Origin of the sequence: Pseudomonas sp. zfem001, from assembly GCF_032621725.1 — a bacterium.
GTDB classification, from domain to species: Bacteria; Pseudomonadota; Gammaproteobacteria; order Pseudomonadales; family Pseudomonadaceae; genus Aquipseudomonas; species Aquipseudomonas sediminis.
The window spans coordinates 1-12474 of sequence record NZ_JAVYJI010000007.1 but is presented as its reverse complement, the minus strand read 5'-3'; the positions used below and the strand labels follow the sequence as shown (position 1 = coordinate 12474).

6 protein-coding genes and 1 pseudogene are annotated in these 12474 nt (G+C 60.1%); 4 read left to right on the top strand and 3 right to left on the bottom strand.

The features are described from left to right. Positions 1-13: 13 nt before the first annotated feature. The 3 genes and pseudogenes from RTH74_RS20545 to RTH74_RS20535 form a co-directional block, all read right to left on the bottom strand. Positions 14-643 (bottom strand): hypothetical protein, encoded by a 630-nt coding sequence (locus RTH74_RS20545; RefSeq protein WP_316915884.1) that lies wholly within the window; start codon positions 641-643, stop codon positions 14-16. Continuing rightward, the gene (locus RTH74_RS20540) at positions 621-1994 is read right to left on the bottom strand and encodes a tyrosine-type recombinase/integrase (protein WP_316915883.1); all 1374 of its coding nucleotides are present in this window, start codon (positions 1992-1994) and stop codon (positions 621-623) included. The genes RTH74_RS20545 and RTH74_RS20540 overlap by 23 nt, the downstream gene beginning before the upstream one ends. A 333-nt stretch (positions 1995-2327) precedes the next feature. Further along, positions 2328-2435 (bottom strand): annotated as a pseudogene (locus RTH74_RS20535) (integrase); the annotation flags it as partial. A gap of 99 nt (positions 2436-2534) precedes the next feature. Between RTH74_RS20535 and RTH74_RS20530 the strand changes: the two are divergent. The 4 genes from RTH74_RS20530 (at position 2535) to recD (ending at position 12086) form a co-directional block, all read left to right on the top strand. Beyond that, positions 2535-2858: a ComEA family DNA-binding protein gene (locus tag RTH74_RS20530; RefSeq protein WP_106735349.1), complete on the top strand. Its 324-nt coding sequence runs from the start codon at positions 2535-2537 to the stop codon at positions 2856-2858. Between the two features lie 161 nt (positions 2859-3019). Next, positions 3020-6433 (top strand): exodeoxyribonuclease V subunit gamma, encoded by a 3414-nt coding sequence (gene recC / locus RTH74_RS20525; protein WP_316915882.1) that lies wholly within the window; start codon positions 3020-3022, stop codon positions 6431-6433. Next, positions 6430-10059 carry an exodeoxyribonuclease V subunit beta gene (gene recB / locus RTH74_RS20520; protein ID WP_316915881.1) on the top strand — a complete coding sequence of 1210 codons (3630 nt, stop codon included), beginning with the start codon at positions 6430-6432 and terminating at the stop codon, positions 10057-10059. The genes recC and recB overlap by 4 nt, the downstream gene beginning before the upstream one ends. Further along, positions 10056-12086 (top strand): exodeoxyribonuclease V subunit alpha, encoded by a 2031-nt coding sequence (gene recD / locus RTH74_RS20515; protein WP_316915880.1) that lies wholly within the window; start codon positions 10056-10058, stop codon positions 12084-12086. Before recB ends, recD begins: the two co-directional genes overlap by 4 nt. Positions 12087-12474 lie beyond the last annotated feature (388 nt).

The window sequence follows — 12474 nt, the reverse complement described above, 5'->3', positions numbered from 1 at the left end:
CCAATATTTGAAATTATTGTTTTTGCTTTTCGATTATTTTGTCTAGAATAATTTGAGTTATGTCATCTTTTTCTCTCTTGCCGAGATATTGTTTGTTGTCTTCGATGTTGAGGAGTGCGCTTGTTATATTTTCGGCGTATTCGACATTAGTTCTGTTCCCTTTTGGGGTGTTGGCAATGTGCTCGTCGATTAGTGCTATCAGTTTCTTGTAGTATATTGATTTTGCTTCGCCGCCTAGCTTCGCTTTACTACTTCTGTTGGCGATGATTTTATCATATACCCCTTCTAAGTAACCTTGGGCTTCAATTGCGCGGCGCTGAGAAAACCAAGCATTTATGTAGTCTTCTTTTGGTAAATTATATTCTATTTTTAAGATGTGAAGTGCTATCAAGTAGATGTTGCAGTTGACTCTTTCGTTAAGGTTAGATGTTACTATTCTTGTGAAGTCTTTATTAATTATGGCCTCCTCGATTTCGCTCTCTGTTAAGGTCTTTCTTTGTTTTTCAATTATTTCCTCAAGATTTATGTCGGACTCGGAGTATTTTAATACTGCTTCTGTATTGCTCTTAATGGTGCTAATGGTTTTTTTGAATAGCGATTCAAGTGTATTTTTATCTGCTTCAATCTTTGTTTGGTTCTTCATTGAGTGGCTCGTCCTTGGTGAGTAACTCTAGTTTTTTGCCAAGTGTTTTCCATGCCTCAGACATCTCTTTAGAATAGCTATGTCGTTGGTATGTTCGTTTAATTCTATTTTCTTCAGTGTGATTCAAGCAGCGCTCAGCTACCTCTGGTAGAACTCCAAGGGCAGTCATGATAGTAGCGCCGGTTCTCCTCAGGTCATGTGGGGTCCACTTCCCGCCTTTTAATAAGAGAGCTTGGGCTTTGGCACTGCGATTGCTCATGGTCCCTTGATCTGGTTTGCGCTGTCTGTCACCAAGCTGCTTTGTAACAGTTTTGGAGCAGACTGGCCCAGTGTCTTTGGTGTTGGGGTAGCACCACTCGCTTTTGCTGCTGATGACCTTGATGCGTTCGAATTGCTCGATTGCAAATTCGGATAGAGTCACGGTGTGCGCCTTTCCATTCTTGCTGTCTTCACTAGGAATGAGCCAGGTGCCTGCTTTCAGGTCGATATTCTCCCAGCGCGCGTTCATCAGTTCTCCTATACGACAACAGGTTGATAGGGCTATCCAGATTGCTGCTTCGGTTGATGGAAGCAGTCCGGCCTCTGGTGCTAGCTTGGCCAGTGTTCGGATTTCATCCTCACTAAGAACTCTGTCGCGCTCTGTATCCTTGCCGCCAATTTTTGCTTTGCGGATGCTCGCTGTTGGGTCGTGCTCAATCAAATCGCGATCCACGGCGAACCTGAACATTTGGCGCATAAGACTGAAGATCATTTTGGCCATCCGGTTAACGCCGCGGGCAAGCAGCGCATCGGTCACTTCTGTGATGTGGCCTTTTTTTACTTCGTCGAGAGGTAGTTCGCCCAGAAAGGGTAGGACGTCCTTATTGAACATCCGGCGAACCTCATCGCCGCCATCCTTGAGGTTAATCAGGTCTACCTTTGCCCAGTGGTCAAATAGGTCATTGACGGTTTTCCTGGCAGCAAGTCGAGCATTTGCTGCTTCGATGGCCGCTTTCTCAGCGGCGATTCTTGCAAGCTCGGCATCGCGAGCTGCAATTCGGGCAGCCTCCTCAGCTTCGAGATGCTCCTTTACATCCTTGATACCTGACTTGTGCAGCCCTGCAAGCTCTTTGGCTCGTTGGCCGGCTTCGGCTAGCGTCATCGTGCCTTCGTTGCCATCACGGCTGTATGTACCAATAGGGAAGGTCACGCGTTCGCTGCGGCTATTGGTATAGCGAAAGTAGAAAAGCCGCTCTCCGCTAGGAGTGATCCGAGCTACTAGGCTGCCATGTCCCCAGATGGCGACTTCGCTCAGCCATTTGTCACTTGTCCCTGGTTTGCCAGTCATCTGGCGGTCTGTAATGTTGGCCATATGGTCAGCTTTCCCGTTGCCAATTGGTTGCCAATTGAGATTGTCTGGTTGCCAATTCGTTGCCAATTGAGATCGGCTTTCTTCGAATCGAATAGGGCTATTTTGGACGAGAAATTAGCTGTAAGCCAGTAATATCAAGGGTTGTGCGGGGTTGCTTTGAATTTGGTTGTATCTGCTCGGACGGGTAATTACCTGTATGGGGTGCAAGGGGTAGAGTGTTCGAATCACTCCGTCCCGACCAAAAAACCCTATAAAATCCAGTCACTTAGCGGTGACTGGATTTTTTATGGGCGCTTCACACGTAGAAGCGTAGGGACTTTTGCGGGACTTTTTTCATCCTGCCATTCTCCTCAAAATTGTCAGGGCCGGACCGCGCGAGTCGGTGGCCGAAATCCTGTTGGCTTCATCGATCAGTTTGCCCAACTCGGCGGCCGAGTGGTGACGGATCTCGCCCATTCCAATTTGACAGTGAGGAAATAGCGTCTAGGTTCAAGAACGAGCCTAACTTGCTCGTCTTACTCACTTACAAGGAACGTTAAGATGATGAAAGCCTACCTTGCCTCCGTGCTATTCGCCGTTCTCACCTCCCTCTCCCTTGCTGCTTCGGCAGTAGAAACTTCGAAGACTGAACCAGCCGCTACGGCCTCTGCGCAGGTTGCCCAGGCGGTTACCGTCAATCTGAATACTGCTGATGCCGACACTCTCCAGCGCGAGTTGGCAGGTATCGGAGCAACCAAGGCGCAGGCAATCGTGGCTTATCGTGAGGCTCACGGTAACTTCGCTTCGGTTGACGAGTTGCTTGAAGTCAAAGGTATCGGTGAGGCGACTCTGGATAAGAATCGCGACAAGCTGATGGTTGATTGACGCCTGCTGCTGTCGTTACCACCAAGGCCGGTCGTTGACCGGCCTTTTCGTTTTGGGTCGGCCTCAGATGCTTCAGGTCGTTTGTGACATAGCCGTTGATGACGCACCTTGTCGCCAAATGCTGGCAAACTTGCGCTTCGATTTTCGACAGGAGTTAGTCGATGCCCGCCAGCCCGGAGTTGTCCCCCGGTCTTATCGTCATTCACGGTAACCATCTCGAAGAGCTGCGTGCGCTGGCCGTGCAGTGGATGCGCCGCTACCCGCTGCGGCCATTGGAGAACGAAGTGCTGCTGGTGCAGAGCAACGGCATCGCCCAGTGGCTCAAGCTGGCGCTGGCCGAGCGCGATGGTTGTGGCATCGCGGCGGCGCTGGATGTCGATCTGCCGGCGCGCTTTCTCTGGCAGGCATACCGTAACGTGCTGGGTAGCGATGCGATTCCGCAGCAGTCGCCTCTGGACAAGGCGCCGCTGACCTGGCGCTTGATGCGACTGTTGCCGAGCTTGCTGGGCGAGGAGGCTTTTACCCCTCTGCGCCGCTTCCTCGCCGATGACCAGGACCTGCGCAAGCGCCACCAACTGGCCGAGCGCCTGGCCGATCTGTTCGACCAGTACCAGGTCTACCGTGCCGACTGGCTGGCGGACTGGGCTGCCGGGCTGGATCGCCTGCGCACTTCGCGTGGCGGCGAGCGGCCTCTGGAAGGCGATTCCCGTTGGCAGTCCGCGCTGTGGCGCGCGTTGCTGGTGGATGTGGGCGAGCAGCACCTGGCCGAGAGCCGTGCAGGCGTGCATCCGCGTTTCGTCGCGCGCATGGGCGAGTTGGACGCGCCGCCACCCGGACTGCCCCGGCGTATCACCGTTTTCGGCATTTCCTCACTGCCGGCTCAGGTGCTGGAGGCGCTGGCGGCCATGGCGCGTTTCAGCCAGGTCATGCTCTATGTTCACAACCCCTGCCAGCATCATTGGGGCGATATCGTCGAAGACAAGGATCTGCTGCGCCACGAATACCGCCGTCAGCAGCGTAAGGGAAAACCAAGTGCCCAGATCGGCCTGTTCGAGCAGGAAGACATGCGCCAGCACGGGCAACCATTGCTCGCGGCCTGGGGCAAGCAGGGGCGTGACTACATCAACCTGCTGGATCAGTACGACGAGCCGCAGCGCTATCGCGAGCAGTTCGAACGTATCGACTTGTTCAGCCCGGCCAGTGAGAACTGCCTGCTCGGCCAGTTGCAGAATGACATCCTCGATCTGCGGCCGCTGACGGAAACGCGCAGCACCTGGCCGCCGGTCGACCCCGCGCGTGATCATTCGCTGCGCTTTCATATCGCCCACAGCGCTCAGCGCGAGGTGGAGGTGTTGCACGATCAACTGCTGGCCAGCTTCAGCGAGGACGCCACGCTGCGGCCGCGCGACGTGATCGTCATGGTGCCGGACGTCAATGCCTACGCACCGCATATTCAGGCCGTGTTCGGTCAGTTCGCCAGCGACGACCCGCGTTTCATTCCCTTCACCCTGGCTGATCAGGGGCTGCGCGGCAAGGAGCCGATGGTCATTGCGCTGGAGCATTTGCTGCGCCTGCCGGACAGCCGCTTCAGCGTCAGCGAGATTCTTGATCTGCTGGATGTCGCCGCGTTGCGTCAACGATTCGCCATCGCCGAGGATCAGCTGCCCACGCTGCGTCGCTGGCTGGAGGGTGCCGGTGTGCGCTGGGGCTTGGATGCGAGCCAGCGGCAATCGCTGGGCCTGGGTGAGAGCCTGGAGCAGAACACCTGGCGCTTCGGCCTGCGGCGCATGCTGCTGGGCTACGCAGTGGGCTCGGCCGACGCCTTTGCCGGTATCGAACCTTACGACGAGATCGGCGGGCTTGATGCTGCGTTGATCGGCCCGGTAACGCGTTTGCTGGAAACCCTCGACCGGCATCTGCAGTTATTACGTGAGCCGGCCACACCAATGCAGTGGGGTGAACGTCTGCGCAGTGTACTCGACGACTTCTTCCTGCCTCAAAACGACCGTGAAGACGTGCTCTCGACTCAGTTACTCGATGCGCTGGATGCCTGGTTGGAGCTGTGCGAGGCTGCGACGCTGGACGAAGCGCTGACTCTGCCAGTGGTGCGCGAAGCCTGGCTCGGCGGGCTCGATCAGGGGCGGCTGAGTCAGCGCTTTCTCGCCGGTGCGGTGAATTTCTGCACGCTGATGCCGATGCGCGCGATTCCGTTCCGTCAGGTCTGCCTGCTGGGCATGAACGATGGCGACTATCCGCGCAGTCAGGCGCCGCTGGATTTCGACCTGATGGCTGGTGATTACCGCCCCGGTGACCGCTCGCGCCGCGAAGATGACCGCTACCTGCTGCTTGAAGCACTGCTGGCAGCGCGTGATCGTCTCTACATCAGTTGGGTAGGGCGCAGCATTCGTGATAACAGCGAGCGTCCGCCTTCCGTGTTGGTCGGTCAGTTGCGCGACCATCTTGGCAGTGCCTGGACGCTGGCCGATGGCTGCGACGTTCTGCATGGCCTGACCACCGAGCATCCCTTGCAGCCTTTCAGCCGCCGTTACTTCGATGGCGAGGCGCAACTGTTCAGTTATGCCCACGAGTGGGCGGAACTACATGACCAGGCCTCGGCGCGCGAGAGCGCTACCTCCCTGCCGGCCTGGGAAGAGGGGCAACAGCTCAGGCCCGAACTGTTACAGTCGTTCCTGCGTGACCCGGTGAAGTGTTTTTTCACCCGCCGCCTCAAGGTGTTTCTCGATGAACAAGAGCAGGCGCAGCTCGACAGCGAGCCGTTCGCCCTCGACGGTCTGCAGCGTTACCAGTTGCAGGAAACCTTGCTCAAGGCGGCGGTAGCAGGCGACGGGGACCACGACGATGCGCTGAGGGCGGCAGCTGATCGCCTGCAACGCAGTGGTGTCCTGCCGCTGGCTGGTTTTGGCGAACAGTATCGAAACGCTTTGCTGGAGCCGCTGCCGGCGCAGTTGCGGCGTTATCAGGGGCTCTGCCTGTGCTGGCCGACCCCGGTCGAGTCGCCACAGCGTCTGCTCTTCAGTGCAGCCGGTGTTGAGCTCGATGGCTGGCTCGCCGGGCTGCGACAGAGGGCCGATGGCAGCCTGGCGCGCCTGGAGCTGCTGCCGGGCGCACTGCACAAGGACAAGAGTTGGAAATGGCATCGCCTTCTGCGCCCCTATGCGCTGCATGTCATCGCGTCGGCCTGCGGTGTACCGCTGACCACCTTGCTGGTCGGCGAGGATCGCAGCTTGGCGTTCGAGCCCCTACCTGCTGAGCAGGCAGCCGGTGTGCTGAGCACTTGGCTGCAAGCCTGGAGCGCCGGCATGCAGGCACCTCTGCCGGTCGCCCTGAAAACCTCGTTGGCCTGGTTGCAGGACAACAACGAGGACAAGGCCCGCAGTGTCTACGAGGGCGGCTACAACCTCACAGGTGAAGTTCAGGGCAGCGCCAGTCTGGCCAGGCAGTTCCCGGATTACGCCGCGCTTACCGACGATGGTCAGTTTCCGGCATGGAGCGAGCAGCTCTACCTGCCTTTGCTCGACAGTCATCCCCAGGCGCTCGAGGAGGGCGCAGCATGAGCCAACAGCGCCCACTGGCCCTGACGTTTCCCCTGCACGGCAGCCGCTTGATCGAGGCCAGCGCTGGTACAGGCAAGACCTTTACCATTTCCGCGCTCTACCTGCGGCTTATTCTAGGCCATGGCGGCGACGCCGCGTTCCGCGAGGCGCTGCTACCGCCGCAGATTCTGGTGGTGACCTTCACCGATGCGGCCACTCGCGAACTGCGCGATCGAATTCGTGCGCGTCTAGTCGAGGCCGCGACCGTATTTCGCGGTGATGCCCAGGGCGATGACCTGCTGCGTGAGCTACGTGGTGATTTCGCCCAGACGCAGTGGGACGAGTGCGCCCGCCGCCTGGAGTTGGCAGCGCAGTGGATGGACGAGGCCGCCGTGTCCACCATTCACGGCTGGTGTCAGCGCATGCTGCGTGAGCATGCCTTCGACAGCGGCAGCCTGTTCAGTCAGACCCTGGAGACTGACCACAGTGAACTGTTGGCCGAGGTGGTGCGCGACTATTGGAGGCAGAACTGCTATCCGCTGCAGGGCGTCGCGCTGCAATGGGTGGCAAGCGTCTGGGGGACGCCGGATGGTCTTGGCGTCAGGTTGCGTCCCTTGCTGGGCGAGGAGAGTGAGGGGACGGCGCAGTCGTTGGGCGAGTTGCTCGATCACGCGCTGCAGCAGCGTGATCAGGCGCTGGTCGAGCTCAAGTCGCCTTGGCTGGCCTGGGCAGAGGAGCTGCAGCTGTTGCTGGATGCAGCTGTGGCGGCCAAGCAAGTGGACGGCAAGAAAATCCAGGCGCGCTTCTACAACCCCTGGCTGGCCAAGTTGCGTGAGTGGGCTGGTGGCGAAGAGTCGCGTCTCGACCTGGGCACAGGCTTCACTCGCCTGACCCCCGACGGCCTGGCCGAAGCCTGGAAGGGCGAGGCGCCTGATCATCCCGCGCTGGATGCCATGGCTGTACTCAAGGCGCAACTCGATGCGTTGCCTGATCCCGCTGACGCGGCTTTGCGCCACGCTGCAGCCTGGGTTCGCCAGCGCTTCGACTGGGAGAAACGCCAGCGCGCGGAGATGGGCTTCGACGACATGCTCGTGCGTTTGGGCGCTGCCCTGCAAGGCAGCAATGGCCCGCGCCTGGCCGAGGTGATCCGCCGCCAGTTCCCGGTGGCAATGATCGATGAATTCCAGGACACCGACCCGCTGCAGTACCGCATCTTCGATACGCTCTACGAGGTCGAAGCCAATCGCGACGACTGCGGCCTGTTCATGATCGGTGACCCCAAGCAGGCCATCTATTCCTTCCGTGGCGCCGACATTCACACCTACCTGCGCGCGCGCCGGGCCACGTTCGGTCGGCATTACAATCTGGAAAAGAACTTCCGCTCCAGTCAGGCCATGGTCGATGCCGTTAATGGCGTTTTCCTGCGGGCTGAGCAGCGCGAGGGCGGTGAGGGTGCGTTTCTGCTGCGCGATGATCTGCCTTTTATCGAGGTGGGCGCGCAAGGTCGACGCGAAGTATGGAGTGTCGACGGCCAGGCGCAACCAGCCCTGACGGTGTGGCAATTGGAGAGCGACGAGCCGGTTGCCAAAGGCGCCTATCTGGATGCCATGGCGGCGGGTGCAGCCAGTGAGATCGTGCGTCTGCTGGGTCTGGGGCAGCGCGGGCAGGCCGGATTCAGCAAGGAGGGTGCGCTCAGTGCTCTGCGCCCCAGCGACATCGCAGTGCTGGTGCGCGACTTCAATGAGGCGCAGGCCATTCGCGGCGAGCTGTCGGCGCGCGGGGTGCGTAGCGTCTACCTCTCCGACAAGGATTCGGTGTTCGCCGCCCAGGAAGCACGCGATCTGCTGCTGTGGCTGCGTGCCTGCACCGAGCCGGATCAGGATCGCCCGCTGCGCGCAGCGCTGGCCAGCGCGACGCTGGGGCTGGAGTTGGCCGAGCTGGAGCAGCTCAACCTTGACGAGCGCACCTGGGAGCGCCGCGTCATGCAGTTCCGCGACTACCGTCAGCGCTGGCAGCGCCAGGGCGTGCTGCCGATGCTGCGTCAGTTGCTGCAGGACTTCGAACTGCCGCAGCGGCTGATGGGTCGTGACGATGGCGAGCGGGTGCTGACCAATCTGCTGCACCTGGCCGAACTGCTGCAGCAGGCTGCCGCCGAGCTGGACGGTGAACTGGCGCTGATTCGGCATTTGAGCGAACTGCTGGCTGGCGAAGGCCAGGCGGCCGATGAGCAGGTGTTGCGCTTGGAGAGCGACGAGGCGCTGGTGCGCGTGGTGACCATCCACAAATCCAAGGGCTTGGAATATCCCCTGGTATTCCTGCCGTTCATCTGCGCCTTCCGTCCGGTGGATGACAAGAAGCCGCTGCAGATCCACGACGGCGAACGCCGACGTTTGGTGCTCAAGGCCGATGAGGACAGTCTTGAGCGCGCCGAGCGTGAGCGTCTGGGTGAAGATTTGCGCCTGCTTTACGTGGCGCTGACCCGTGCCCGCCATGCCTCCTGGCTGGGCGTGGCAGATCTGAAGATCGGTAACGGCAAAAAGTCGCGTCTGCATGAGTCGGCCTTGGGCTACCTGCTCGGTGGTGGCGTATCGCTGGGCGCCAGTGGCGAACTCGCCAACTGGCTCGCCCCCTTTGCTGTTGGTCTGGAAAGCACCGTGGCGCCGGTACCGCCCGCCAGCGAGCAGCGCTATCGCATGATCGAAGATGAGCAGTTCGAGCCGCATTGGCGTACGCCAGTACGGCGCGCCGCCGAGCATTGGTGGATCGCTTCCTATAGTGCGCTGCGCCTGGACGAGGACGCGCCCAGCCAGGCCAGTCGCCATGAAGACGCCGCGCCCGACAGTCCGGCGATGCAGAACGCCATCGACGACGAGAACCCGTTGCTGGTTCTGGCGCCGCTGCCGGCATCTGCTCAGGGGCTACATCGCTTTCCGCGCGGGCCGAACCCGGGCACCTTCCTCCACGGACTGCTGGAAATGGCGGCGCAGGAAGGCTTCGCGGCCCTGGCGCAGGATTCGCCGAGGTTGCGCGAGGCGCTGGCCAGGCGCTGTCAGCGTCGCGGCCTGGAAAACTGGATCGATCCGCTGCTGGACTGGTTGCTGGCGCTTCTGACTCAACCGTTCCCGCTGACCGGCACGGATGCCGTTGTGCTGGCGCAACTGACGCAATATCAGCCCGAGCTGGAGTTCTGGTTCGAAGCACGTGGGGTCGATGTTAGGCTGCTGGATCAGTGGGTGCAGCAGTGCGAGTTACCGGGTATCGCCAGGCAGCCGCTGCGGGCCGACACCCTCAACGGCATGTTCAAAGGTTTCATCGATCTGGTATTCGAACATCAGGGGCGTTACTACGTGGCGGATTACAAGTCCAACTGGCTCGGCAGCGACGATAGCGCCTATACCCGTGAAGCGATGGAAGTAGCCATCGCCAGCCACCGCTATGACCTGCAATACGTGCTCTATGTGCTGGCGCTGCACCGGCAACTGCGTCTGCGCCTGCCGGATTACGACTACGACCAGCATGTGGGGGGCGCGCTCTACCTGTTCCTGCGCGCGCCGCAGCAGGGTGCCTACCTGGCACGGCCGCCGCGCGAGCTGATCGAGCGATTGGACGCGCTGTTCATGGGCGAAGCCGAGGAGGGCGCAGCATGAGTACGACGCTTGCGCCGACGCTGCGCGATCGCGCCGAACTCTTTGCTCTGCTTTCTATATGGAGCGAGCGCGGCTGGCTGCGTGAACTGGATCGCGCGCTGGCGCAGCTGTTCGCTGAACTGGATCCGGACGCTTCGCCCCTGTTGCTGCTCGGCGCTGCACTGGCCAGTCACCAATTGGGTCAGGGGCATGTCTGCCTGGATCTCGCGGCGACCTTGGCCAACCCGGACTTCACCCTGTCCCTCCCGCCGGAGGGGGATGACGCGCAAGAGGCGATGATTCTGCCGTCCCAGGTGCTGGCCGGGCTAAGCCTGGAGTCCTGGCTGGCGGCCTGTGCCGGCAGTGCGCTGCTTGAGTCCGAGGGTGCGCCGCTGGTGCGCAGCGGCGCCTGCTTATATATGCGGCGTTACTGGAGCTATGAACGACAGGTAGCCGGCAACATCGCTCGGCGCCTGCAGGCGAGTGCCGCTGCGCCGAGCGATCTGGCCATGCGCCTGGCTTCACTCTTTCCTGATGCGCTGGTGGTGGACGGCAAGCGCCAGACCGACTGGCAGAAGCTGGCTTGTGCGATGGCCGCGCAAGGGCGCTTCACGCTGATCACCGGGGGGCCTGGAACCGGTAAAACGACCACGGTGGTGCGCCTGCTGGCATTGTTGCAGGAAGCTGCCATGGCCACCGGTGAACCGCTGCGCCTGAGTCTGGCGGCGCCTACCGGCAAGGCTGCCGCGCGCCTGACCGAATCCATCGGTGCGCAAGTGCAATCCCTGGCGCTGGACGAGCGAGTGCGTGAGCAGATTCCGACTCTGGTGACGACACTGCATCGCTTGTTGGGCAGCCGTCCTGGCAGCCGGCATTTTCGTCACGATGCCGCCAATCTCTTGCCGCTGGACGTGCTGGTGGTCGACGAAGCCTCGATGATCGACCTCGAAATGATGGCCAGCCTGCTGGACGCACTCCCATCGCATGCGCGTTTGATTCTGCTGGGCGACAAGGATCAGCTCGCGTCCGTCGAGGCTGGTGCGGTATTGGGCGATCTGTGCCGAGAGGCGGAAAGCGGTGGCTACAGCGAGGCGACGCGCACCTGGCTGGAAAATCAGACGGGGGAGCGGCTTGAAGATCCTGCGCTGGTCGTAGGGGACAAGGCGCTGGCACAGCACATCGTCATGCTGCGTCACTCACGCCGCTTCGGCAGTGGCTCGGGTATCGGGCGTCTGGCGCGCGCAGTGAACCAGGGCGATGCGCAGACGGCTCGTGCGATTTTGGCAGCCGGTGCGGATGACCTACATGTGCTGCGTCTGTCGGGGGAGCAAGATCACGGATTGGAACGTCTGCTCATAGACGGTCAGGGCCACGGTGAGTCGCGACCGCAGGGGTATGCGCATTACCTAGAGGTGATGCAGGCGCAGCGTCCGGTGCCAGAAGCGAGTGAGCAAGCCTGGGATGATTGGGCGGGCAGGGTTCTGGTCGCGTTCGATCAGTTCCAGTTGCTGTGCGCCGTTCGCAAGGGCGCCTGGGGTGTGGAGGCGCTCAATGAACGTATTGCCCAGGCACTGGTGCGGCGCGGTCTGCTCGAGCAGGCGCATGGTTGGTATGAAGGTCGGCCTGTGCTGGTGACGCGCAACGACTACAGCCTGGGATTGATGAATGGCGATATCGGCATCGCGCTGCGCTTGCCCGAGCCACCAGAGGTTCCGGGTGCACCCACGCGCCAGGTATTGCGGGTGGTATTCCCACGCAATGATGGCAGCGGCGCCTTGCGCCACATCCTGCCGAGTCGTCTGAGTGCGGTAGAGACGGTGTTCGCCATGACCGTCCACAAGTCGCAGGGTTCGGAGTTCGCCCATTGTGCGCTGATCTTGTCCGATAGCCTCAATCCTGTACTGACCAAGGAGCTGGTGTATACCGGTATCACGCGTGCCCGCCACTGGTTCAGCTTGATTGAAAGCCGAGCAGGTATCTTCGAGCAGGCCATACAGCGACGTGTGGAACGGCGTAGCGGTCTGCGTGAGGCGCTCGAAGCGCTTTGAGTAATAAAACTGCAACTAAAGCTTGACGCATATTCTGCTGGATGTAGAATGCGCGCCACTTCAGCGATGAAGCGCTTCAAAAACTGCTTGTTAATCAATAAGTTAAGTTGACTGAAGGGCTTGCAAAGCTGGATCTGGCGTGTAGAATGCGTGCCGGTCGACAGGGCGGTGGTTTAGTCCTGTTGGTGGTTCGGTCGAATGGATCGAAAGCGGTAGAAAAGAGGTGTTGACAGCGGTTTTGAACGCTGTAGAATGCGCCTCCCGCTGGAGAGAAGAAGTTCAGATCGAAGGCGCAAGTGGTTGAGTAGAAAGAAGTTTCTCCGGAAACAAATTCGAAAAACAGCTTGACAGGTAGAGGGGCTGCTGTAGAATGCGCGCCTCGGTTGAG